The organism is Flavobacterium endophyticum, from assembly GCF_003634455.1.
Classification (GTDB): Bacteria; Bacteroidota; Bacteroidia; order Flavobacteriales; family Flavobacteriaceae; genus Flavobacterium; species Flavobacterium endophyticum.
The window spans coordinates 1260483-1284836 of sequence record NZ_RBLC01000001.1 but is presented as its reverse complement, the minus strand read 5'-3'; the positions used below and the strand labels follow the sequence as shown (position 1 = coordinate 1284836).

19 protein-coding genes and 1 tRNA gene are annotated in these 24354 nt (G+C 36.9%); 10 read left to right on the top strand and 10 right to left on the bottom strand.

The genetic code is table 11. The features are described 5' to 3' along the window. The first annotated feature begins 3 nt into the window (after positions 1 to 3). Entirely contained in the window at positions 4 to 672 is a 669-nt protein-coding gene (locus CLV94_RS05940) for a response regulator (RefSeq protein ID WP_121375501.1), read from the top strand. A 1138-nt stretch (positions 673 to 1810) separates the two neighbouring features. Here CLV94_RS05940 and thiL read toward each other — a convergent pair. Then, on the bottom strand, positions 1811 to 2857 hold the full coding sequence (gene thiL, locus CLV94_RS05930) for a thiamine-phosphate kinase (protein WP_121375499.1): 1047 nt from the start codon (positions 2855 to 2857) through the stop codon (positions 1811 to 1813). 165 nt (positions 2858 to 3022) lie between these two features. On the opposite strand from thiL, the gene CLV94_RS05925 reads away from it, so the two are divergent. From CLV94_RS05925 to CLV94_RS05915, 3 genes are all read left to right on the top strand, one after another. Next, positions 3023 to 3898, top strand: a complete 876-nt coding sequence (locus CLV94_RS05925; protein WP_121375498.1) for an ABC transporter ATP-binding protein — start codon at positions 3023 to 3025, stop codon at positions 3896 to 3898. 1 nt (position 3899) lies between these two features. Next, on the top strand, positions 3900 to 7550 hold the full coding sequence (locus CLV94_RS05920) for an ABC transporter permease/M1 family aminopeptidase (RefSeq protein WP_121375497.1): 3651 nt from the start codon (positions 3900 to 3902) through the stop codon (positions 7548 to 7550). Between the two features lie 157 nt (positions 7551 to 7707). Continuing rightward, positions 7708 to 8199: a DinB family protein gene (locus tag CLV94_RS05915; RefSeq protein WP_121375496.1), complete on the top strand. Its 492-nt coding sequence runs from the start codon at positions 7708 to 7710 to the stop codon at positions 8197 to 8199. Here CLV94_RS05915 and CLV94_RS05910 read toward each other — a convergent pair. Both CLV94_RS05910 and lepA read right to left on the bottom strand, forming a co-directional pair. Then, complete coding sequence (locus CLV94_RS05910; RefSeq protein ID WP_121375495.1) at positions 8194 to 9156, bottom strand: helix-turn-helix transcriptional regulator; 963 nt, start codon at positions 9154 to 9156, stop codon at positions 8194 to 8196. The two genes, CLV94_RS05915 and CLV94_RS05910, sit on opposite strands and share 6 nt — an antisense overlap. A gap of 95 nt (positions 9157 to 9251) precedes the next feature. Then, positions 9252 to 11048, bottom strand: coding sequence for a translation elongation factor 4 (lepA, locus tag CLV94_RS05905; protein WP_121375494.1), 1797 nt, complete (start codon positions 11046 to 11048; stop codon positions 9252 to 9254). 350 nt (positions 11049 to 11398) lie between these two features. Between lepA and CLV94_RS05900 the strand changes: the two genes are divergently transcribed. From CLV94_RS05900 to dusB, 3 genes are all read left to right on the top strand, one after another. Next, positions 11399 to 12973, top strand: coding sequence for a L,D-transpeptidase family protein (locus CLV94_RS05900; protein WP_121376238.1), 1575 nt, complete (start codon positions 11399 to 11401; stop codon positions 12971 to 12973). Between the two features lie 126 nt (positions 12974 to 13099). Beyond that, positions 13100 to 13549 carry a response regulator gene (locus tag CLV94_RS05895; protein ID WP_121375493.1) on the top strand — a complete coding sequence of 150 codons (450 nt, stop codon included), beginning with the start codon at positions 13100 to 13102 and terminating at the stop codon, positions 13547 to 13549. Positions 13550 to 13633: 84 nt separating this feature from the next. Beyond that, positions 13634 to 14626, top strand: a complete 993-nt coding sequence (dusB, locus tag CLV94_RS05890; protein ID WP_121375492.1) for a tRNA dihydrouridine synthase DusB — start codon at positions 13634 to 13636, stop codon at positions 14624 to 14626. 59 nt (positions 14627 to 14685) lie between these two features. On the opposite strand, the gene CLV94_RS05885 is transcribed toward dusB, so the two are convergent. From CLV94_RS05885 to rbfA, 3 genes are all read right to left on the bottom strand, one after another. After that, positions 14686 to 16113 (bottom strand): MATE family efflux transporter, encoded by a 1428-nt coding sequence (locus CLV94_RS05885; protein WP_121375491.1) that lies wholly within the window; start codon positions 16111 to 16113, stop codon positions 14686 to 14688. A gap of 162 nt (positions 16114 to 16275) precedes the next feature. After that, positions 16276 to 17475, bottom strand: coding sequence for an ABC transporter permease (locus CLV94_RS05880; protein WP_121375490.1), 1200 nt, complete (start codon positions 17473 to 17475; stop codon positions 16276 to 16278). Position 17476: 1 nt separating this feature from the next. After that, a complete protein-coding gene (gene rbfA, locus CLV94_RS05875; RefSeq protein ID WP_121375489.1) occupies positions 17477 to 17869 on the bottom strand; it encodes a 30S ribosome-binding factor RbfA in 393 nt (130 codons plus the stop codon). Positions 17870 to 17992: 123 nt separating this feature from the next. Here rbfA and mce point away from each other — a divergent pair, with 123 nt between their 5' ends. Together mce and CLV94_RS05865 are read left to right on the top strand one after the other, a co-directional pair. Continuing rightward, positions 17993 to 18394 (top strand): methylmalonyl-CoA epimerase, encoded by a 402-nt coding sequence (gene mce / locus CLV94_RS05870; RefSeq protein ID WP_121375488.1) that lies wholly within the window; start codon positions 17993 to 17995, stop codon positions 18392 to 18394. Between the two features lie 151 nt (positions 18395 to 18545). Then, positions 18546 to 18619, top strand: a tRNA-Ile gene (locus CLV94_RS05865). 438 nt (positions 18620 to 19057) lie between these two features. Here CLV94_RS05865 and CLV94_RS05860 read toward each other — a convergent pair. The 4 genes from CLV94_RS05860 to CLV94_RS05845 form a co-directional block, all read right to left on the bottom strand. After that, positions 19058 to 19327, bottom strand: a complete 270-nt coding sequence (locus tag CLV94_RS05860) for a hypothetical protein (RefSeq protein WP_121375487.1) — start codon at positions 19325 to 19327, stop codon at positions 19058 to 19060. A 159-nt stretch (positions 19328 to 19486) separates the two neighbouring features. Continuing rightward, positions 19487 to 20155, bottom strand: a complete 669-nt coding sequence (locus CLV94_RS05855; RefSeq protein ID WP_121376237.1) for a response regulator — start codon at positions 20153 to 20155, stop codon at positions 19487 to 19489. A gap of 13 nt (positions 20156 to 20168) precedes the next feature. Beyond that, entirely contained in the window at positions 20169 to 22109 is a 1941-nt protein-coding gene (locus tag CLV94_RS05850) for a tetratricopeptide repeat-containing sensor histidine kinase (protein WP_121375486.1), read from the bottom strand. A gap of 67 nt (positions 22110 to 22176) precedes the next feature. Then, the gene (locus CLV94_RS05845) at positions 22177 to 22356 is read right to left on the bottom strand and encodes a hypothetical protein (protein ID WP_147406587.1); all 180 of its coding nucleotides are present in this window, start codon (positions 22354 to 22356) and stop codon (positions 22177 to 22179) included. Between the two features lie 327 nt (positions 22357 to 22683). Here CLV94_RS05845 and CLV94_RS05840 point away from each other — a divergent pair, with 327 nt between their 5' ends. Beyond that, positions 22684 to 23571, top strand: coding sequence for a hypothetical protein (locus CLV94_RS05840; RefSeq protein ID WP_121375484.1), 888 nt, complete (start codon positions 22684 to 22686; stop codon positions 23569 to 23571). The last annotated feature ends 783 nt before the right edge of the window (positions 23572 to 24354 follow it).

Here is a 24354-nt window from a genome sequence, read left to right as displayed (position 1 = left end):
CCTATGGCAAAAAAACTAAATATTCTGATTGTCGATGACCATCCCTTTATTATCGAGGCCTATAAGAATACGATTGCAGGATTTCATCCGTCTGAGTTTGAGTTTAATATAACCCAGGCAAACGACTGCAAGTCTGCGTATGAAATCTTGACCAGCCCGACAATGATTCCGTATGATGTTGCTTTTTTTGATATCAGCATGCCACCTTATCAAGAAAAAAATATCCTATCAGGGGAAGATCTGGCCAAATTGATGAAAACGGTATTGCCGACTTGCCGCGTCATACTGCTCACGATGCATACAGAATCGCTAAAAATAAACAATATCATCAAGACGATAAATCCCAACGGGCTTATCATCAAAAATGATCTGACTTTTGACGAATTATTGACGGCATTCGATAAAATATTGAAAAACGAAAACTATTACAGTCAAACAGTTGTCAAGTTCGTAAGCCAACAATCCAGCGATAGCAATCTTATTGATGAATACGATCGCCAGATACTCTACCACCTGTCAAGAGGTGTAAAGACAAAAAACATTCCTTTGCATACGCCATTATCGTTGAGTGCCGTTGAAAAAAGAAAGCTAAATCTTAAAGACCTATTCAAAATCAAGGGAGGGAATGATGAAGACTTGATCAATGAGGCGAGAATCAGAGGCTTTATTTAAAATTATCTTTTTGACTTTAAAATAATTATACGGTTTAACCGTAAAACAAATGCGGGAAAACCGCAAACAGCCTGCTTCAATTAGCAGTAATTTAGCAATGTAATTTTGAGTTAGAATAAATTAGGCCGAACCTCCTAGTTTGATTACTTAAGAAAAAAAGCTGTCTTTTAGATGATAAAAGGCAGCTTTTCTGTTTTATTATATTAAGAGGTTTTTTTTAAACTGTTGTACGGAAATGTTTACGGGAAAACCGTAAAACAAATGCGGGAAAACCGCAAACAACTTTATTTCGTAATTGTTAGTTTTACAATGTAATCAAAACAAAAGATTTTTTTTAAAAAGTTAAAAGCCTAAGAACGGACCAAGCAGCAGAATAATACATAATACCACCCTTTTGTCAGCCCCCAAAATTGACTTAACCTACAAATTTTATCAGCTAGCTTGCAATTTCCAAAAAAAAATAAAAATGCGGTAACTCCCCAAAGTGCCGCTTTTTTTATGCCTTTTGAAGTTACGGCTAAACCGTAAAACAAAAACTGGAAAACCGTAAAATATATGCGGGAAAACCGCAAACATGATAAGCGCCTGTTCGATAATTTAGCGTTCAATACAAAGTGAGAATTCGATGAAGATTAAAACCGTAATCATTATAGCCACATTTACAGTTTTGTTATGCTGTAAAAATGAGACAAATATTAAAAATAGTTCTATGCGTACAGCAAAGACCCATGAAGCCAAAGATTCTTCAGAACAGAAGAAAGTAGCCATCATAAAAAATAATGAATATTTCTTATTGAACGATAAGAAAATGGATCAATGATTTGATTTTTAGAATAATAGATCTGAAATAAAGAGCTTTTACGGGAAAACCGTAAAACAAATGCGGGAAAACCGTAAACAACTTATGAGTTCCTGATGTAGTTTTACAGTGTAATAAAGTATAAGTTTTTTCATTAAAGAGATTAAAAGTAAAACCCAAGAACGTAATAAGCAGGAAAGACCAGTAATACCACCCTTTTGTCAGCCCCCAAAATTGACTTAACCTACAAATTTACTGCTTATCCAATTGGAAAAATAAAAAAAGCGATGATCCCCAACCATCGCTTTTTTTTATTTTTATAACGTTCTATTCCAAATCTTAATTATCTAAAGCATTCCAGCCTCTAGCTTTTAAAGGTATTTTGGTGTTTGCTCTGGTTATCAGATGAATGCCGTCGCTTTCTTCAACCATGTGTCCGATAACAGTAAAATTCGGATTCCCTTTAATCTTATCAAAATCATTCATAGAAATGGTAAAGAGCAGTTCGTAATCTTCTCCGCCATTGATAGCAACTGTCGTGCTGTCGATGTTGAATTCTTCGCAGACACTGATTAATTGCGGGTCTAAAGGCAGTTTTTCTTCGTATAAATTGCATCCAATTCCAGATTGTTTGCACAGATGAATGATTTCTGAAGACAACCCATCAGAAATGTCAATCATCGAAGTCGGTTTTATTTCTAAGGCATGTAGCAGCGTTCGGATGTCTTTTCTGGCTTCCGGCTTTAACTGTCTTTCGATAATATAGGTATACGCATCTAAATCAGGCTGGTTATTTGGATTCACTTGAAATACTTGCTTTTCTCTTTCCAAAACTTGCAATCCCATATAAGCCGCTCCAAGATCGCCCGTAACGACAAGAAGATCGTTTGATTTAGCTCCATTTCTGTAGGTAAGCTCTGCTTCGTCGGCTTCACCGATAGCAGTAATGCTGATGATTAATCCTTTTTGGGAAGAAGTCGTATCACCGCCGATGACGTCTACATTGTATTCTTTTGCGGCCAAAGTTATCCCGTCAAATAATTCTTCAAGAGCTTCTAGCGGAAAACGATTCGAAACAGCGACTGAAACCGTAATCTGCGTAGGTTTTGCATTCATAGCATAAATGTCAGACACATTCACAACGACGGATTTGTATCCTAAATGTTTCAAGGGCATATAAGCCAAATCAAAATGCACGCCTTCAATAAGCAAGTCGGTTGAAATAACAGCCTTTTTATCTTTAAAATCTAAAACAGCAGCATCGTCTCCAATTCCTTTTAGGGTAGACGATTGATTGATTTCGAAATTTTTTGTCAGGTGTTTAATAAGTCCGAATTCTCCTAAATCGGATAAACTTGTGCGTTGCGGATTTTTATCTTCAATCATTATAATATATCTATGAATTTAAATGCAAAGGTACAAAGTTTGGTTGTGAGAGTGCATTTTAAAATTTACACTAAGGTTCTTCTTTTTAAAAAGAAGTTTCAAAAGAGTAACAAAATCATTCTTTCCCCGTCTAACTGATATAATCAACCAAAATACTTACAAATTATGAAGCTTAAAATTAACAACTTAAGTAAGACGTATAAAAACGGCGTTAAGGCTTTAGATAACTTAAATCTAGAAATTGGTTCTGGAATGTTTGGCCTTTTAGGACCGAATGGAGCAGGGAAATCATCATTGATGAGAACTATAGCCACTTTGCAGAAACCAGATTCTGGAACGATTGAATTTGAAGGAATCAATGTTTTGGAAGACAATATCGCTTTAAGGAAAATTTTAGGCTATCTGCCTCAAGAATTTGGTGTTTATCCAAATATGTCGGCAGAAAAATTGTTGGATTATTTTGCAAGATTGAAAGGCATTTCTTCAAAAACAGAAAGAAAAGAATTGGTAAAAAAAGTGTTGGAAGTAACCAATCTTTATGACCAGAGAAGCAAATACGTAAGCGGCTATTCAGGTGGTATGAAACAGCGCTTCGGAATTGCACAATTGCTTTTGAATAATCCTAAATTAATCATCGTTGATGAGCCTACAGCTGGATTGGATCCTGCCGAACGTCACCGTTTCTTGAATGTATTGAGAGAAATCGGAACCAACCATACCGTTATTTTTTCTACTCACATTGTTGACGACGTAAAAGAATTATGCCACGAAATGGCCATCCTAAACGGCGGAAAAATTTTGGCTCAAGGCACTCCAGAACAAGCCGAAGAAAACCTAAAGGGTCAAATCTGGACGAAAATAATTACACGTGAAGAATTAGAAACTTACGAACGTGATTTTAATGTAATTTCTTCAAAATACAACCAAGACAATACTTTGAATATTAAAGTCTATAGCGCAGAAAAACCTAACGAGACTTTTGTAGCGGCAACACCGCAATTAGAAGATGTATATTTTGTAGCACTTAAATCAGACCAATAATATGTTTTCTACGATATTTAATTTTGAATTAAAACGATGGTTCAGAAACCCTTCGTTTTATATATTCGTAATACTGTTTTTTGGAATGTCTTTCCTTTTTGCAGCTGCGAGTTTTGGTGTTTTTGATAGTGTGACCGCGGCCAGAAGCTCTAATGCTTATGCCAATTCGCCTACAGCTTTGAACGGTTTTATCAATAGAATGAATATTCTTATTTATTTCTTGTTGCCCATAATCGTAGGTTCTTCTGTATATAGAGACTTTAGGTTCAATATGCACACGATATTGTTCTCTTATCCTTTTACGAAACTAGATTACATCGCAGGAAAATTTTTAAGTTCCCTGTTCGTTGTTATTCTAATCACATTGACCATTATTTTAGGAATTGTTGCTGCATCATTCCTGCCGTGGGCGAATCAAGATTTGCTATTGCCTTTTAATACGGTGGCTTATGCTCAAATTTATCTGATTTATGTTATTCCGAACTTGCTTTTTATCGGAGTTATTATTTTTGCTTTAGTCACGATTACTCGAAATATTTCTATAGGATTTATTGGAATCATCCTAATTTTATTGTTGCAGGTAGTGCTTTCTAGTTTTACACAAAACATCGATAATAGATATGTCGTAGCTTTATGGGAACCTTTTGGAATGGAAGCCGCGTCCTATTATACGAAGTATTGGACCATTTCAGAACAGAATGACAACCTATTGCCGTTTGAAGGCGTAATCATTTACAACAGATTGATCTGGATGGGTATTTCAGTTCTTATCTTAGGATTGCTCTACTATTATTTCTCATTCAGCCAAACCGCTCTAACTATCGGCAAGAGCAAAAAGAATGAAAGAGTTGTAAAAAACAATTTTGGTGGAATAACCAAAATCGAATTGCCGGTTGTAAAATTTGACTACTCGAATTGGCAGAATTTAAAGACAGCCTGGAGTTTGTCTAGCGTTGATTTTAGATTTATACTGAAAAACTGGGCATTCATTGTTATTTCGATTGTTGGCCTTCTCTTTTTATTGCTGGTATCAATTTCCACAGGTAACATCTTTGGAACAGAGACTTATCCTGTTACTTGGCAGATGTTAGAGATTTCAGGAGGTTCTTTCACGCTTTTTATCAACGTACTCACATTTTTGTTTGCGGGCATATTAATTCACAGGGCTGATACAACTAGGATGAGTCACCTGATTGATGTCACGCCGATTCCGAATTGGGTTTTGCTGTTCTCAAAATTCATAGCGGTCGTAAAAATGCAGATTTCACTTTTGTTGCTAATATTGGTAGCGGGAGTGCTGATTCAGTCATATCACGACTATTATAATTTTGAAATCGGACATTATCTCTTCGAATTATACGGTATAAAAATCTTTAATTTTATGGCTTGGGCCTTATTGGCTGTATTTATACAGACGATCTTCAAGAACTATCTTTTAGGGTTCTTTGTCCTGATGCTTCTTTCTATAGGATTGCAGTTTTTACCGCTATTAGGTGTTGAGCAGGATATCTTCCAATTTAATTCAGATACAGGCTATGCCTATTCAGACATGAACGGATACGGACATCAATTAAAAGGATACTATCTCTATAAATTCTATTGGATTTTGCTCGGAATTGTTTTGTTCTGCACAGCATTACTGTTTTGGAGAAGAGGAATCCCAATGTCGACAAAAGAAAAATTTGCGAACGCAAGAAAACGTTTTTCTCCAAGATTGGCAATTCCGATGATTGTAGCATTAGTAGGTTTCTTGGCCATAGGAAGCGCTATTTATTATGAAAATAATATTACGAATCCATATTATTCCCAAAAAGAAAGCGAAAAGCAAGCTGTCGAGTGGGAAAAGAAATACAAGAAATACCAGCATTATGCACAACCAAGAATCACAGACATCAATGTCGCGATGGATATTTATCCAAAAAGCAGGGATTTCAAGGCAAAAGGCTATTATTTCCTAAAGAATAAATCAAAAGAAAGCATCGATTCTATATTCCTGAATTATAACGGATACGAAAGCAAATTCAAGTTCAACAAAGAAGCACAGCTGGTTTCAAAGGATACGCTTTATCATTTTAACATCTATAGGCTGAAATCTCCTCTAGCGCCAGGTGATTCTATAAAACTGGATTTTGAAGTGTATAACAAGCCTAATACCTTTATAACAGACCACTCTCCCGTTTTGGAAAATGGTACATTTATCAATAATATGTACTTCCCATCTATTGGATATTCTGAAGATGCAGAACTTGTGGATGATGAAACAAGGGCAAAATATGGCTTGAAGCCTAAAGACAGAATGGCTAAGGCTACAGATAGCATCGCTAGACAGAATACCTATATCTCAAACGACGCCGACTGGGTAAATTTTGAGACAACAGTCAGCACTTCTGACGACCAGATTGCTATTGCGCCAGGGTATCTTGAAAAACAATGGAAAGAGAACGGCAGAAATTATTTCCATTATAAGATGGACCAAAAAATGCTGAATTTCTATGCCTACCAATCAGCAAGATATGAAGTGAAAAAAGACAAATGGAAAGACGTAAATATTGAAATCTATTATCAGAAAGGACACGAATACAATATCGACCGAATGATAAAAGGAATCAAAAAATCGTTAGAATATTACACCGAAAATTTCGGGCCATACCAGCACAAGCAGGCAAGAATTATTGAATTCCCAAGAACCGGAGGAGGTTTTGCCCAATCTTTTGCCAATACGATTCCTTATTCCGAAGCCGTTGGTTTCATAGCCCATGTTGATGATGAAAACGAAAATGCAGTCGATTATCCATTTTCTATAACTTCGCATGAAATGGCGCACCAATGGTGGGCGCATCAAGTTATCGGAGCGAATGTGCAAGGTGCAACGCTGATGTCCGAAAGTTTATCAGAATACAGCTCGCTAAAAGTGCTAGAGCATGAGTACGGAAAATCACAGATGCGCATGTTCCTAAAAGAGGCGTTGGATAGTTATTTACAAGGAAGGACCTTTGAAAACAAAAAGGAACAACCGTTGATGTTTAACGAAAACCAACAGTACATTCATTACAACAAAGGATCTTTGGTTTTATACACCCTTAGCGATTATATCGGGGAGAAGAACATGAACAATGCCTTGAAAAAATACATCCAGAAAGTAGCCTATCAAGAAGCTCCTTACACGAATTCTATCGAGTTTGTGTCGTATTTGAACGAGGCGACTCCGGATTCTCTGAAATACATGATCAAGGATATGTTTGAGACCATCACGCTTTATGACAACCGTGTCAAAGGCTTCTCTTCTAAAAAATTGCCGAACGGCAAATACGAAGTGACAATCGATGCACAAGTAAGCAAATACCGTTCTGATGAAAAAGGGAAAAGATCCTTTAAAGACGAAAATGGCAAAACGCTTACCTATAAAGCAAAAGGTGAGAAATATGCAGTAGAATCCTATCCGCTCAATGACTATGTTGAGGTCGGAATCTTTGGCGAGAAAACCGTAAAAGGCAAGATCAAAGAAAAAGAACTTTATCTCAAAAAGCATAAGATTACCAAAATAGATAATAAGTTCGTTATCGTTATTGACGAAAAGCCTGTTGAAGTAGGAATCGATCCTTACAACAAGCTCATCGATACCGATTCAAACGATAATAGGAGGAAGCTTTAAAAAGCAATTTCTTCAGTAATAATAAGGCCTGCAGCTCATTTGACTGCAGGCTTTTTTATGCAAATTAAAATTTTTTAAAATTTGAAAATACTGCTGACAAACTGTTGTCACAAGCCCTGTTTAACTTTGTCATGTAAACAATAAAAAACAAGAAATTATGAATGCAACAGCTCTAGGACCACAGGTAATTACGAAAGAAAATTTATTAAAACATTGGCAAGGACACCGTGCCTTAACTCGTCGTGTCATTGAAGCTTTTCCAGAAAAAGACTTTTTTGAGTTCTCTATAGGAGGAATGAGAACCTTTGCACAGCTAACTTCGGAACTTTTGGCAATCGGTGCTCCAGCTATGAAAGGAATCGTGAATCGCGATGTAAAACCGTATGCAGAAAAATTAGATATCGGAACCACAAAAGCTGATTATTTGAGCAAATGGGATGAAGCGACCGAAGAAATCAATACGTACTGGAATATGCTGGATGTTGCAGATTTCAGCCAAAGATTCAACCTTTTTGGACAGTATGAATTTCCGATTATTGATAATATCTTTTATTTTATCGATAACGAAATTCACCACAGAGGACAAGGCTACGTTTATCTAAGAGCCTTGAATATCCAACCGCCATTTTTTTGGGAAAGAGAACTATAGTCTAGATCGGGTTTTGGAAATTAATTCCAGAACCCGTTCTTTTAATCTTTCGGGTTCAAGTATCGTTCCATAATCGCCAAACATCATATACCATCTCGGAAAGCCTTCTTCGATATCGCGTGACATAAAGGTCATTTCTACTTTTCCGTCTTCTACTTCTTTCTGCGAGACAAATCCATAATGTTTTTTCTGCGAAGAAATATACCTTGATATTTTTCTCGGAACCAAAATCCTTACTTGGGTTGTGCTGAATTTTTGCTGATCCTTTTGCATGTACGTTTCTAAATCAGGATGCTCAAGCGTGAAAGGCTTGTCAGTCGTCTTGATTTGATGAATTCGGTCTGCCCTGAACTGTCTGTAATCTTTGCGCAAATGGCAAAAGCCGAGCGTATACCAATTGTCATTTTCGTGAAAGACTCCAACAGGTTCTATAAGCCTTTCAGTCGTGTCGTCAGCTTCTATTGCTTGGTATAATAATATGATTTGAGTTTTTTCTGCAATACTTTTAAAAAGTACTGCCAGTGTATTCGGAACTTTTTCATTAAATAATTTTCCAGTAGGCTGCATCAAGACATTCGACTCAATTGTTGAAACCCAGTCTTTGTCAGAACTTTGTAATACGGCCTTTAGCTTGAATGCCGCTGAGGTGTAATGGCTTCGCAATTCCTTGTCCGTAAATTTTTCCATAAGCTTTTCAGCCGCTATAAAACTGCTGGCTTCTTCTCTCGTAAACATTACGGGTGGCAATCGGTAGCCTTCCAACAAAGAATAGCCAACGCCAGCTTCGCTATATATCGGAACTCCAGAAGCTTCTAAAGTGCGGATATCGCGATAAATGGTGCGCAGGCTCACTTCAAAGCGATCTGCCAGTTCATGCGCCTTGATGATTTTTTTGGATTGCAGTTGGATAAGAATCGCTACAATCCTGTCAAACCTTTTTGGAGACTCGTCCATCATAATTGAAAACTATTTGCCAAATCAAATATACGCCAAAACAAAAAACCTCGGCAACTTTCGCTGTCGAGGTTTCTCTCTTTTTTTTATTTTTAGAACTAGTCGTTTAGTTTTAAAACCGCCATAAAAGCTTCTTGCGGAATTTCAACGTTACCAACCTGTCTCATACGTTTTTTACCTTTTTTCTGTTTCTCCAATAGCTTACGTTTACGAGAAATATCTCCACCGTAACATTTTGCAGTAACGTCTTTTCTTAAGGCTTTGATTGTTTCACGGGCAATAATCTTAGCACCAATCGCAGCTTGGATCGGAATGTCAAACTGCTGTCTTGGAATCAGTTCACGTAGCTTTTCGGTCATTTTCTTACCGATATTATAAGCATTGTCTTCGTGGATCAAAGCAGAAAGCGCATCAACACCCTGTGCATTCAATAAAATATCCAGTTTTACCAACTTAGAAGTACGCATTCCGATTGGAGAATAGTCAAACGAAGCATATCCTTTTGAAACCGTTTTCAAACGGTCATAAAAATCAAATACGATTTCGGCCAATGGCATATCAAATGTCAATTCAACACGATCTGTCGTCAAATAGGTTTGGTTCGTGATAATACCGCGTTTTTCAATACATAGCGACATTACGTTTCCGACAAAGTCAGATTTTGTAATAATTGTAGCCTTGATGAACGGTTCTTCAACACGATCCAGCCTTGAAGGCTCAGGAAGGTCGGAAGGATTGTTTACTATAAAACCAGTTTCTGGGTCTTTTTTGGTATACGCCAGATACGAAACGTTAGGAACCGTAGTAATTACGGTCATGTCGAATTCACGTTCCAATCGTTCTTGGATGATTTCCATGTGAAGCATTCCTAAGAATCCGCAACGGAAACCGAATCCTAATGCTGCAGAACTTTCAGGAACAAATACTAAAGAAGCATCGTTCAGCTGCAGTTTCTCCATCGAAGCTCTCAAGTCTTCATAATCTTCCGTATCTACAGGATAAATTCCAGCGAAAACCATTGGTTTTACATCTTCGAATCCTGTAATCATATTGGTTGTCGGCGTTTTGGCATCTGTTAGCGTATCACCAACTTTTACCTCCTTAGCTTCTTTAATTCCAGAAATCAGATAACCAACATCACCTGCAGAAATCACCTGTTTTGGAACTTGGTTTAGCTTAAGTGTACCAATTTCATCGGCAAAATATTCATTGCCAGTAGCCATAAATTTGATTTTTTGGCCTTTTTTGATCTGTCCGTTGATAACCCTAAAGATTACCTCAATCCCTCTAAAAGGATTATAAACCGAGTCAAAAATCAATGCTTGAAGCGGTTCTTCTGGATCTCCTTTTGGAGGAGGAATTCGCTCAATAATTGCCGACAAGATATTTTCAACGCCAAATCCGGTTTTTCCAGAGGCATGGATGATTTCTTCTAATTTGCATCCTAACAAATCCACGATATCATCGCTGACTTCTTCCGGATTAGCACTTGGCAAATCTACTTTGTTCAAAACAGGAATAATCTCCAAGTCGTTTTCCAAAGCCAGGTATAGATTAGAAATAGTCTGTGCCTGGATGCTTTGTGCGGCATCAACAATCAAAAGCGCACCTTCGCAAGCCGCAATCGAACGAGAAACTTCATACGAAAAATCGACGTGTCCCGGAGTATCGATCAGGTTCAAGATATAATCTTCACCTTTATAACGATATTCCATTTGAATTGCGTGGCTCTTGATAGTAATGCCTCGCTCGCGCTCCAAGTCCATGTTGTCAAGCAATTGGGCTTTTTCTTCACGAGCCGTGACAGTTTGTGTTGCTCCAAGCAAACGGTCAGCAAGCGTACTTTTTCCGTGGTCGATATGTGCAATAATGCAAAAATTCCTAATATGTTTCATCTTCGTTTTATATCAAATTTAATTTGGGCGTGACCTCAAGGGTCAGGCTTTCCCTCCAATCTTTTTCTTTTTTAAAGAAAAAAAGAAAAAGGATTTTCGTCCAATCCTTCACGCATTCACGAAAAAAACAATGCTTAAAACGAGCTCTTTTCTTCGCTTACCGCTTTATTTCCTTAAAGGTAAGGATTTAATCGGCAAATATAGTTTTTTAGTTGTTAAGTTGAAAGGGGAATTTTTAGCAAGAATCGGAGCCAAGATTTGTCAAATTTGAGTTAAAATCAGGCTTGTTTGGGCACAAAGGTTTTAATCCAAAGATAAATTTCCTATATTTAGTAAAAAGAACAAACCTCATGAAAAAAGTAATTTCAATAATAGCCTTTAGTTTAGCCTGCCTGCTTTCGGTAACATCCTGCAAGAAGAAAGACAAGGATCTTTCCGGCATTGATGTCCACGCAGAAGAAAATGCAATTCATTTTGACAGTACCAAAATAGCTGGATTTTTTTCAAAATATCCTGATTTTAAAGAATTTCAGCCCGAAATAAACGAGCTTTATAAAAAACACGATTACCATTATATCTGGTACGATCGTGATGGACTTATCGAATTTGCCGAAGTCTTGTTTGATAAAGTCAATCAGATAAAATCAGAAGGAGTTCAGAATCAAATTCCCTACAAGGGACAGATAAACGATCTTTTTTACGAAGCCAAAGAAAAAAGCGATCCAGATTTGTATTCGGAGTTGCTGATTTCATCTATGTATTTTTTCTATGCTAAAAATGTTCTTCATGGCATAGATCCAAAAGAAAGTAGGGAGACCGGTTGGTATCTGCCACGAGAGAAAGGCTCGTATGTTTCTTACCTAGACACGCTTATGAAAGACCCGAATCTTCTCAAAAAAGATGATTCAGAATTAATGCCGCTTTACTACAACCTAAAAAAAGGCTTGCAGCACTATAGAGAAATTGAAAAAAAAGGCGGCTGGGGAACAATCGAGATGGAAGCAGGCGTCAAATCCCTTAAGCCTGGTGACAGCTCTAAGACTATCGCGCAGGTTAGGAAAAGGCTTTTTGTTTCAGGTGATTTAAGCAAAGATTCTGGAAAAAGCCAATTTGACGAGGAACTTTTGCAAGGACTTACGGGCTATAAAAAAAGAAATGCTCGCGAAATGGACAATCTTATTACGCCAGATTTGATCAAGCATTTGAATGTTTCTGTTCAAGATAGGATTAAATCTATTGTGGTAAATATGGAGCGCTGCCGTTGGATTTCTACGGATTATACTAAAGATGGCGAATACATCGCCGTGAACATTCCTTCCTACAGAGTACGCTATTTCAAAGACGGAAAGGTAAAGTTAGAATCGAATGTTGTCGTTGGAAAAGAAATGAATAAGACAGTTGTCTTTAGCGGCCAGATGAGCTATCTAGTTTTTAGTCCTTATTGGAATATTCCGAAAAGCATCATTGAAAAAGAAATAAAGCCCGGAATGGCAAAAGACAAAAATTACCTCGCAAATCATAACATGGAATGGAATAACGGAAAAGTACGTCAAAAGCCAGGTGATAAAAATTCTCTTGGATTGGTGAAATTTATGTTTCCGAATTCAAACAATATCTATCTGCATGATAGTCCTGCAAAAAGCCTATTCAATAAAGAAAGCAGAGCTTTTAGCCACGGTTGTGTACGTGTTGAAAAAGCAAGAGATTTAGCCGTAGCAATTTTGGAAGACGATAAAAATTGGACGCCTCAAAAAATAGACAAAGCAATGCATGCTGGAAAAGAGAACAGTTATGCGCTGAAAAAGAAAATTCCTGTTTATATAGCCTATTTTACAGCTTCAGCCGATGAAGAAGGCAACGTGAGCTTTTTTGACGATGTCTACAACAGAGATAGCCGATTAGCTTCTTTGCTCTATAAGCAATAAACCATAAAAAAATGTAGAAAAAAGACTGTGCAACGGCACGGTCTTTTTTTTGCTGTAATGAAACAAGAAACGAGTTTTTTGCTAACTTTACATGCCACATTTATGCCCCACATAAATAACCTACTTATGAAAAAAGACAAATTAGCCATCGCTCTCTTGGACGATGACCACGAAGAGCACCTGCTTTTTAAGGAAGTTGCCGATGATTTCAGCGAAATAAAATCGGTGCTTTCGTTTGCCAAAGGAAAAGAAATGCTTGACTATCTTAGAGGAGAAGACAAAAGCATACTTCCCGATATCTTGTTTTTGGATTTAAATATGCCGCTATTATCAGGCCTAGACTGTCTTATCGAAATCAGGAAGAACGAAAAGTATAAAAATCTTCCCGTAGTAATCTATTCAACGTCCAGTTCAGAAAAAGACAAGGAAGCCACCTATCAAAATGGCGCCAATCTTTATGTCAATAAGCCGGTCGAATTTTCAGATATGAGAAAAATTTTCAATGAAGTCCTTAAGATTAATTGGAAAGAACACTCAGGCGCATTCAATTTCCAGAAATTTTTCCTAGCAATTTGATATTAAGTTTTGTTGCTGGAATGCCGAAAATGAGGTTGGGTTTCATTAAATCAAAATTTCGTAATTTTGCAGCAAAATGAAAAGATGGTCAAGATTGGCAAAATAGAATTACCTGATTTCCCTTTACTTTTAGCGCCTATGGAAGACGTAAGCGATCCGCCGTTCCGCAGATTGTGCAAGCTTCATGGGGCGGATTTGATGTACAGCGAATTTATTTCTTCTGAAGGACTAATCCGTGATGCCATGAAAAGCCGTCAGAAACTCGATATTTTTGACTACGAAAGGCCAGTAGGAATCCAGATTTTTGGTGGCGACGAAGAAGCAATGGCGCTTTCTGCCAAAATAGTAGAAACAGTTAATCCTGATTTGGTAGATATTAATTTCGGATGCCCTGTCAAAAAAGTAGTATGTAAAGGAGCCGGAGCCGGAGTTTTGAAAGATATAGATTTGATGGTTCGTCTGACCAAAGCTGTAATCAAAAGCACACACCTGCCAGTAACTGTAAAAACAAGGCTGGGTTGGGATGAAAATTCCATTAATATTGATGAAGTTGCCGAAAGATTACAAGATGTTGGGGTACAGGCTTTAACGGTACATGCTCGAACAAGAGCCCAGATGTATAAAGGCCATTCAGACTGGACACATATTGAACGAATCAAAAATAATCCTAGAATTACCATGCCTATCTTTGGCAATGGCGATATTGATTCTCCAGAAAAAGCACTAGAATATAAAAATAGATTTGGTCTTGACGGTATGATGATTGGCCGTGCGGCTATTGGATATCCTTGGATTTTTAACGAAATCAAACATTATTTCAAGACTGGTGAAAAACTAGCGCAGCCGACTATGGAAGACAGGGTCGAGGCCGCGAGGAACCATCTTACTTGGTCTATGGATTGGAAAGGAGAAAGAGTCGGAATTGTAGAAATGAGAAGGCATTATACTAATTATTTCAAAGGCATTCCCGGTTTTAAGGAATACAAGCAAAAATTAGTCACAACCGATGATGCCGAAGGCTTGTTTAGAACATTGGATGAAATCCAAGAAGTTTTTGGCGGTTACCAATTCGTATAAATAAAAAATTATATAAATAAGAAGACCTCAGGATTCATAACCCTGAGGCCTTTTTTGTTTTAGACTTCAATGCGTTTCCATTTTCCTCTTTTGAAAAGAATGTAACCTGCAATGGTGATGGCCGTTTCTGCAATCGGCACAGCCATAAATACTCCTGTAGGTCCCATTCCTAGCTTTTTAGCCAATACATAGGCCAATGGTATTTGGAAAAGCCAGAATCCGAAGAAATTAATCCAAGTCGGTGTCCATGTGTCTCCGGCACCATTAAAAGTATTGATCAAAACCATTCCGATTCCGTAGAAAATATAGCCAAGACTCATGATTCTGATAGCCTCTACCGCGATTTCTTTCACTCCTTGGTCATTGGTAAAGAACCCAGCAATATATTCGGCTCCCAAAAGCGTAATCACCATGATGGTTGCCATGAAAATGACATTGTATTTTGCAGTCTGCATTACCGATTTTTCAGCCCTCTCAATCTGCTTAGCACCTAGATTCTGTCCGACCAAAGTCGCAGCAGCATTACTTAGTCCCCAAGCCGGAAGGATAAAGAACATCATGATTCGTAAAGCGGTCTGATATCCAGCCGAACCATGGTCTCCACCTGTTACGGCAACAAGATTCGCTAGAAAAATCCAGCTACAAGATGCAATGACAAACTGTAAAACTCCAGGAGCTGCTACTTTGATTATCGCTTTGATTTGTTTCCAGTCTGGAATAAGATAAGAAGCGACAATTTTTAAAATGCCTTTTCCATTAAATAAGTGATACAGCTGATATAGTACGCCGATGCTTCTTCCTGCTGTTGTTGCTATTGCTGCGCCAGTTAAGCCAAAAGCAGGAATAGGTCCGAAGCCATTGATTAAGATAGGACAAAAGATAATATTGCAGATGTTGGCAATCCAAAGGCTTTTCATTGCTATGGCAGCATTTCCAGCTCCTCTGAATATTCCGTTTATAAGAAACAACAATACGATGCAGAGGCTTCCGCCCATCATTATTCTTGTAAAATTTGTACCATGGAGTGCTGCTTCTGGAGAAGCTCCCATGAGCATTAATATTTCTGTAGCGTATAAAAATCCGAAAATGCTAATGACAGTATTGATGGCAACTGCTATTACAACAGCTTGCATTCCAGCTTTGGATGCGGCTACAGGATCTTTTTCACCAATCCTTCTGGCGACTACAGCCGTCGCGGCCATACTTAAACCGATGGCTAAGGAGTAGATAACTGTCAAGACAGATTCTGTAAGGCCAACAGTCTGGATGGCAAAGCTGCTGTTTTCGAGATGGCCGACAAAATACAAATCGACCAAGGCAAAAACAGATTCCATCATCATTTCCAAAACCATAGGAATGGCCAATAGGATAACTGCTTTGCGGATATTTCCGGAGGTATAATCGAAATCTGCCTCTCCTTTTAGAGATTGCTTAATTGTAATAAATATGCGAGATAAAAAACTTTGTTTTTGTTCTGATTGTGTCATGATTATTTAATATGATAGTGAACGACACCTTGTTTTTAAGGCGACGGAAAAAATTATTAATCAAGGCGGCCTAAAAAGTGGTTAGGCCAAAACAAACACAATCATAGTTTTAAGTATTGGATTGCAAATGTATGATTATTTTTTTAAGGAAGAAATGTTTTTTTAGTCAAGCAATTTTTTAGTTACTCGGCTGGATGCTATGAGTGAAGAAATAAAGCCAAGCGAAAAGATTGTTGCTAAAACAATAACCAGATTCTCTATGTTGAAAATTACGGGATAGGGCATGGAAGGTGTAACCATGACAAGATTATATTTTTGCTGTAGAAGCACAATAATGATTCCAAGGATTAAGCCAATACTGCCACCTGTAAGTGTCAAGATAGAACCTTGAAACAGGAATATTTTTCGTAGGTTTTTGACTTCGACACCCAAATTATATAAGGTCGTAAGATTACTTTTTTTATCGATAATCAGCATGATAATAGCTCCTGCCAAGGTAAAAAGTGTAAGTATGATTACCAGCGTAAAAATAAGATAAAGAGCGGTCTGCTCTGTGTTTAGCATCTTATACAGCGAGTCATTTAGTTGTGCTCTGTTTTTTACGGTTAATTTATTGTTGAAGATGGTTTGGAGTTGCTCAGAAATAACAGCTTCATCAGCTCCAGGTTTGAGCTTGAATTCTATTCCTGTTACTTGATTGGGCTTGAATTCTAAAAGCTCTTGAGCCAGATTCAAATCGGCGAAAACATATTTTTCATCCAATTCTTCACTGACGGCATAAACGCCTACGGGAAGTATAGCAGATTTGTTAAAAGCTTGTTCGGCATTATTAATAGTACCTTTGCCTGGTTTTGGCACATAAACTTCTAACGGATTGCTATAACTTAATAATCCGAGTGAAAGTTTTTGGTAAATTCCATAGCCTACAACAACTTGCGGTGTTTTAGGTTCCAGCCATTCACCTATATTCAGGCTTTTTTCGACGTTATTGACTTTAGAATAAATGCTGTCGACACCTTTAAGATATGTCACGACCTCTTTTCCTTCATATAAAAAAAGAACGCGTTCTTCAATGATGTGGCTTTTTGTAGCAATTCCGTTGATTTTTTCGATTTTTTTCTCTTGTTCTGGGGAGATGAAAAAAGATTTTCCTAAAGTGCTCGTGATTTTAAGGTCTGGGTCAAAATCGTTAGAGAAGGAAAGGCTGAAGTCTTTTAGGCCACTAAAAACAGAAAGCACCACAAACAAAGCGCCGGCACCTACGATAATTCCTAGAGAAGCAATGCCGGTAATGATATTGATGGCGCTGCTTTTACTAAAGCTTACAGTGTAACGTCGGGCTATGTAAAAAGGAAAATTCAAGCTATGATTTTTTTCTTTTTTCTAACAGGTCACGGTTTTCTATTGGATTTTCTTTGCCAGCTAGGGCTTTGTCTATTTTTTCGATGTAATCTAACGAATCGTCAATAAAAAAAGTAAGGTTAGGTACTTTTCGCAATTGCAAGCGTACTCTTTGAGACAAGTCGTGCTTGATTAATGGCGTATTTGTTTTTATAGCAGCCAATAATTCAGGTGCTTTTTCCGGTGGGAAAATGCTTAAATGTACGGTTGCTACTGATAAATCTGAGGTTACGCTAACTTTAGAAACAGAAATCACTAAATTCGGGATTCCATTTTTTCTCACTTCGCCTTGAAGGATGTCTACCAAATCTTTTTGGAGAACGCTTCCTATTTTTTTCTGTCTGTTTGTTTCCATCCTGCAAAAATACGATTAATTTTAGAGTGGCAAAGGTTCTGAGTAACAAAGGTAAAAGATTGAAGCGGCAGGAAAGGGAATAAGTTTTTATATTTGCCGATATCAAGACTAATAAGACGAACAATGAGAAAAATAGAGCATATTGGCATTGCAGTAAAAAACTTAGAAGAATCGAATCTTCTTTTTGAAAAGCTTTTTGGTGCTCCTGCTTATAAAATGGAAGAGGTAGCGAGCGAAGGCGTGAAGACTTCTTTTTTTATGAATGGCCCCAATAAGATAGAGCTGTTGGAAGCTACCAATTCTGAAAGCCCGATTGCTAAATTTTTAGAAAAAAAAGGCGAAGGGATCCATCATATTGCTTTTGACGTTGAAGACATCATTTCAGAAATAAAAAGATTACAATCGGAGGGTTTTACGGTTTTGAATGAGATTCCGAAAAAAGGAGCAGATAACAAGCTGGTCGCTTTTTTGCACCCAAAAGGTACAAATGGTGTACTGATTGAATTGTGCCAAGAAATAAGATAAGCAAGCTTTTAGATCAGAAAATGCGCTGTTCATAAAAAGAATGAAGCAAAAGCAAAGGTTCAGCTTGTTTTTTACGCCTTAAAAAAGCGAGTTTCCTGCTAAATTATTTGCAACATATTAAATTTAGTAGTAATATTGCAACCTCTTAACCGGTCCTATAGCTCAGCTGGTTAGAGCACCTGACTCATAATCAGGTGGTCCCTGGTTCGAGCCCAGGTGGGACCACGAAAACCCTTCCAATTTTATTGGAAGGGTTTTTTGTTTTTTAGAAAAATATAATTTACTGATTTTTAGAAGCAAAATACAGTCAAAATTCATAAGTAGCAGATTTTTATTTCCTAAATTATTTTTGTAAGTTGTTGAAATTTTATATCTTCCGTTTTTAAAAAATAACCACTACTTCAAAACCCCACTATTTTGAAAAATTTTTTAACTTCTGTTTCTATGGTCGTTGAAGAGGAATCAAGGATTTCATTTCGACTGTTAAAAGTGTTTTTGATCACCCTATCAATTATTTGTATGGTATTGCTGACGTTTTATAATTTCAAGGTGTTTGCTACTGGAGGCAGTAGTAACGGTTTAGATTTTTTACTTCGGATTGCCTATAGCTTGTATTAGTCTGGAATGATTTTTTGTTCTTCTAAGTTGGAGTAGATTTCTGCTTCAGCAGCTTTTTACTACGAGCTGTATATCCAATTGCATGGCATATTCCATTCGTTTGACACCGCTGATTTTTTTTGCTTTCTTCAGGTCATTTTCTATAGCTTCAATAGCTCCTCCGCGTGACCAGTTTTGATTAAATGATATTTCCCAAGCCATATTCAGATTCTTGATCTTGAACCATAGCTCTTTTGATAAGACGTTATTAAAAATATTTTTTTGTTCCTCAGTGGCATCGGGCAACTCTAAAATGACTAAAGCTTTGTATCCCATGATTCATAAAATTAGGCAGATTGGTACCCAAATTTACTGTTGGTCAGGCCCATTTCCTTACGGTTTTCCGTAAAGGCGTTTTTTTATGTTTTTTTTAGCATCTCAAAATAAAAAAACCGACAGGGATGTCGGTTGAGAAATAGCAGGCTTGGGGTGCTGTTATATGAGTCCTAGATCTTTTGCATTGCTGATCAGATGGATAGTGTTCTTTGCCTTGAAATAGAGCTTGAGCTTGTTTATCCTCTTCTCAATGCTGCTGTTGCTGGAGGGCACATTGCCTTGCTTCTTGAATTTGGCACCTATTTCATCTTGCGTCAAGCCGATGGACAAGTATTTGATAAGCTTGAGGTCATACTCCTCAATTTCAATGATATTATTGGCCTGAAATATATTAGAAAGTGGCGCCGCGACGTAATTTTCGGTGCTTCCGGCTAAGGCAAGGACGGCTTTTTCTAGTTCTTTCGATCCTTCGCGTCCTTTGGATACATAGCCGTTTATGCCACATTCTTCAAATAAGGCTTTTATTTTATAGGAACGATCTTCTATGGAGTAGGCTATGACCTTTAATTCTGGCTGTGTTTCCTTGACGCTCCTGATAAGATCTTCTCCAGATTCTAGCACAGTGTCTCGATGATCTTGCTTAAAAGAAAGATCTGTTATGAGCAAATCATAAGGTTCTTCATCTAAAAGTGCTTTTTTGACTTTTAGATAAGCTTCGTCACAGTATTTAGCATGATGAATTTCAGCATGTGTCAGCTGGTCGAGCTGTGAAATTACCGAAGTCTGTATACTGTCAATGTCTTCTGCAATCAAAATTTTTTTAAACATAGTCTTAAATTTTTTAAACAGGATAGCCAAAAGAAAGCTTTACTCCTCTGTTTGTCTGTATGTCAAAAATAAGCGTTCCTCGGATGCTTTTTATACGGTTTTCCACATTCTGAAGGCCATTTTTTAAAATAGTTTTTCCAAGTGGCATTCCAATGCCATTGTCCGAATATTGGACGTTAATTTTTTTATCAGCAGTCGAAAAATCAATAACAGCTAGGGTGGCTTGGCTGTGCTTTTTCATGTTGACCATTAATTCTTGGAGAACGCGGTAGGTTACCAATTTCTTATTTTCATCTATTTTTATCCAATCGACAGCATCAATACCTTTGATAAGGACATTCAGCGATTCTGTCTGGTATTCAGAAAGCATTTCTTTTAACTGTCTTGAGAAATTTTCACCCAATTCGACAGGACTGTTTTCTCTTGAGATATCCCGGGTTCTTAAATATACGCTGTCTAGCGAATGTATAAGTGCTTCTTTTTTTTCTGGTTTCTCTAAGTTTTGTGTCGAGGCAAATGTCATGACATTATAAACATCATTTGCAAGCTCGTCGTGTACTTTTTTTGCAATTCGTGTTTCGGTATTGTAAGCCTCCTGAAACTTTTCTTTTTCATGCCTAGATTTCAATAGTCTGTATAGCAACGTTCCAACGAGCACAAGAAATGATATCGTTAGTAATAAGAGCTCATTTCTGCGTTTTGCTTTTTCTGCTTTTAACTTGTTTTCTGCATTTTCTGCTTGATATTTTAGCGATTCTTCTTCAACTTGTTTGGAATCGTAACGAATTTTCGCAAACTGATTTTTTGCTTTCTGACGGACGATTTTTATACTATCGTTCAACTTCGTATATTCAGAAAACAGTTTGTCGGCTTCTTGTTTTGAATTCGATGTCTTGGAAATGAATTTAATAGCGTCAAGCTTATCGTCGGTATTTTTTAGTCTGTTTGCAAGGCTATAGGCTCTTTCTGCATAATTTCTTGATAATGCAGGATTGCTTTGGAGATAGTATTCCGAAAGATGCAGGCAGCTTGCTGATAATCCAAATTCATCATGAATAGAATCTTTTATTTTTAAAGCTTCTAGCATATAAGTAATTCCTCTTTTATCATTTGACATAAAATAAGAATATCCCAAGTTGTCCATTGCTTTTGCTTTGAGTTCTGTATTTGAGCTTGAACTTTTTTTAGAAATAAGAACCTTAAGGATTGCTATTGCCTTTGCATATTCTTTCTTGTCCATATAGACTAAGGCAATATTGTTCATTACTGCGTCTTTTGATACGGTATCTTCGGTGTTTTTATACGCTTTGTCATAATAAAACAAGGCATTCTCATAATTGAAAAGCTGCTTGTAAGACATACCTAAGAAATTATAAGCGGCTACGAGATAGGACGTATTTCCTGTGTTTTTTAGGCACTCTAAAGCATTTGTTGCTGTCGTTTCAGCGCCATAATAATCAGAAGAAATTCGCTGCAGGTCGGTCATCATCAATAAGCTATATCCAGCTCTCAGGCTATCTTTTGCTTTCAGGTATTCCGTTTTTGAACGATCATAATAGGCAAAGCTGCTGTCAACATTTATTGTTGAAAAATACGAAGCATAGAGATAGTAATATCCACCCAGATACGTTTTGCTTTTTGTCTTAAGTGCGAGATGTTTCAGTCTCTTGAGATAATATCTAGAACTGTCCTTTCCATAAAGAAGATCGTGTTCTATCTTATTGTATAAACTCTTGTATTGAGAAGAGTCATTTTTAGAAGCAACGCCTATGCGGTAGGCCTTATTGCTGTAGTCAAGCTGTTTTTCTTCTGAAAATCTATTGTCATAAGACAGTTTCATATAATGCTCGAGACTGTCGGTAGTAGAACTTCCTTTTTTTACGGGCATGCTTTCTCCGCATGAAATGAGTATCAATGTTATAAAAAAAAGCAAAATCGGGGAGTAATGCTTCATAGAAGAATGTTTCCCCGAAAATACTAAAACTGTTTTACAAAAACTTTTTTTATTTATACTTTTTGGCCTATGGCGTTAAAACAGGAGGCGGTGGAGGTGGTTTTGTAGAAGTGTTTGTGTTATTACCGCCGCTATCGTCTGCTTGCTGGCTCATTCCGTTGACTTCATCTGTCGTATCATCTGCTGTGCAGGAGATAAACAGGGTGCTAGAGGCTATGATAGCCAGAGCTAGAATTAATTTTCTCATCTTTTTAGTATTAAAGTTTGACATAGAGGATTGTATTTCGATACTGTTTTTCGAAATTTTAATCCGTCGTTTTTAATGGGTGGTGGCCCTTTTTTTGGGAAGTTCAGCATGCTAAAACAGAAGAGAAGATCATACTTCCCGAATGGTCATTCCATCCTGTTTAGCAACACTGAGGTAAAATCAGTTTTGTACATTTGTCCCAAATGCATGTTAGGACAGGAACTGATTTCTGAGGCAAAGTAAATCTGGTTTTTGCTAGTGATAGCAAGGGAATTCCGATGATTCCGATAATTCCGAACGATTCCAATTAATTCTGAATTTATAAATATGAAAAATAATTTTGAAGAATATAAAAAGGCCATCATAACCCGGTATGAAGAAGAAAAAATGGGAAAATATTCAGATTTGCTTTTAGATCCCACTCCCGCAAATCTTAAAAGATTATGCCTTCTTATCAGCGAAGAAGAAATGAGATTTTCTGATCTTGCTACTTTTCGTCATTTCTTTTGTTTTAAGACTGAAGATGATATTGCAAAGTGGATTAAAAATTTCGATACCGAAAAATTTAAGCCTTTAAGTACCTTCTTGAAGTTAGGAACCAATCTCAAGGATTACCGAAGCGCAAATTTGATTGCAGTCTTGGTGGATTTTAAGCAGAGGCCCTACACGAAGTTTTTAGATCCCAATCATCCTGTAAATGCCGATGACCATAGAAGCAATAATGGAAGTTGGACATCGCCTTCGAGAGATTACTTTTCTGAAAGAATGGCTATCTCAAAACCGGATGAAAACAACCATCAGTTGATGATAAAACCTCCTATGTCAAAAAAGGTGGTGCTGACATTGAGTCTGTTAGGCGGAATTCTTTTTTCTGCTTTTGTTTTAAAAGACGTTTTTGATGATAAATGCATGATTTGGAAAGGAGACCACTATGAAAAGTTTGATTGTGACGAAAATCGAGCATTTGGTGAAATGAGCTATGATAATGTGGTTGCCTTGAATAAGGATGTATTAGAAAATTTCAGAAAGATAGAAATTAGTGATACGACCACTTTTTTTATAAATGATCGGCCGATGGTCTGGTATATAAAGCAAGATGGAAAATGTGAGTTTTTTTCATGCAGTGGTATTCATCCTATTACTAGAAAGCAACTCCGGCCCATTACAAAACATATGGTTGAAAAACACATCCTAAAGGTTCACAATAAGAAATAATTTGGGGAAGTTTTCTTAAGGATTTTGTAGTGTTCTGTCGTTAGTACTGCAGTTAACGTCAATGCATACATTTGCCTTTTTTTGCATATCGCAATATCTTATGACGAAAAACCGTCATGATTGTAGAAATAAACAACTCTTAAAGATGTTTTTTTCTACTCATGACGGTTCTTTTTTTAATTTTTTGCTACTCGTTTTAAGTTAAGTTGTTTTTTAATTTATTGATATGTAAATAATTAAATATTTTTTTTGACTGTGAGTAGATGTGAGTATGCATTTTTTTTCATAATTTAAATTTCCGCCTTTTATTTGTCCTGTTACTTTTTATCAGAGCACTTCTTTTTTAGAAGCCTACTCTTGCTAAAACTTAATATTCTTTGAGATCCCAAATCTGCAGAAAGAACAACTTACCAATTCTATAAATGTGTTTAATTAATTGTATGGAAATCTTTGTAAAGATTTTACATGTTCTGTTTGGCTTTGAATAATAGCATTGCTATGAATTAGATAACTATATCTTGGACTTCTGTGTTTAAGATTAAAATAAATTACCAACTAAAGCTGTTGCTTTAACATTGATTGGTGGTAGGTCAATGCGGTAGTTTTTGAGAGGAGGGTGACCCGTAGTGTTATTTTAGGGGAAAATATGTTCTTGGTTTATGTCGCCCTCCTTATTTTTTACTTCTCTCTATTTGTTTTCAACTATTAAAACGGACTGAATAATTTTCCTTTAAAAGGCAAAATATGCTGTTTTTTTATTTTGTAAAGCTTATGATACTATAA

Bases quoted from the DNA above. Each gene is read 5' to 3' on its own strand.
- CLV94_RS05940 (WP_121375501.1), top strand. From the start codon at position 4: ATGGCAAAAAAACTAAATATTCTGATTGTCGATGACCATCCCTTTATT.
- thiL (WP_121375499.1), bottom strand. From the start codon at position 2,857: ATGATTGAAGATAAAAATCCGCAACGCACAAGTTTATCCGATTTAGGA.
- CLV94_RS05925 (WP_121375498.1), top strand. From the start codon at position 3,023: ATGAAGCTTAAAATTAACAACTTAAGTAAGACGTATAAAAACGGCGTT.
- CLV94_RS05920 (WP_121375497.1), top strand. From the start codon at position 3,900: ATGTTTTCTACGATATTTAATTTTGAATTAAAACGATGGTTCAGAAAC.
- CLV94_RS05915 (WP_121375496.1), top strand. From the start codon at position 7,708: ATGAATGCAACAGCTCTAGGACCACAGGTAATTACGAAAGAAAATTTA.
- CLV94_RS05910 (WP_121375495.1), bottom strand. From the start codon at position 9,156: ATGATGGACGAGTCTCCAAAAAGGTTTGACAGGATTGTAGCGATTCTT.
- lepA (WP_121375494.1), bottom strand. From the start codon at position 11,048: ATGAAACATATTAGGAATTTTTGCATTATTGCACATATCGACCACGGA.
- CLV94_RS05900 (WP_121376238.1), top strand. From the start codon at position 11,399: ATGAAAAAAGTAATTTCAATAATAGCCTTTAGTTTAGCCTGCCTGCTT.
- CLV94_RS05895 (WP_121375493.1), top strand. From the start codon at position 13,100: ATGAAAAAAGACAAATTAGCCATCGCTCTCTTGGACGATGACCACGAA.
- dusB (WP_121375492.1), top strand. From the start codon at position 13,634: ATGGTCAAGATTGGCAAAATAGAATTACCTGATTTCCCTTTACTTTTA.
- CLV94_RS05885 (WP_121375491.1), bottom strand. From the start codon at position 16,113: ATGACACAATCAGAACAAAAACAAAGTTTTTTATCTCGCATATTTATT.
- rbfA (WP_121375489.1), bottom strand. From the start codon at position 17,869: ATGGAAACAAACAGACAGAAAAAAATAGGAAGCGTTCTCCAAAAAGAT.
- mce (WP_121375488.1), top strand. From the start codon at position 17,993: ATGAGAAAAATAGAGCATATTGGCATTGCAGTAAAAAACTTAGAAGAA.
- CLV94_RS05860 (WP_121375487.1), bottom strand. From the start codon at position 19,327: ATGGGATACAAAGCTTTAGTCATTTTAGAGTTGCCCGATGCCACTGAG.
- CLV94_RS05855 (WP_121376237.1), bottom strand. From the start codon at position 20,155: ATGTTTAAAAAAATTTTGATTGCAGAAGACATTGACAGTATACAGACT.
- CLV94_RS05850 (WP_121375486.1), bottom strand. From the start codon at position 22,109: ATGAAGCATTACTCCCCGATTTTGCTTTTTTTTATAACATTGATACTC.
- CLV94_RS05845 (WP_147406587.1), bottom strand. From the start codon at position 22,356: ATGAGAAAATTAATTCTAGCTCTGGCTATCATAGCCTCTAGCACCCTG.
- CLV94_RS05840 (WP_121375484.1), top strand. From the start codon at position 22,684: ATGAAAAATAATTTTGAAGAATATAAAAAGGCCATCATAACCCGGTAT.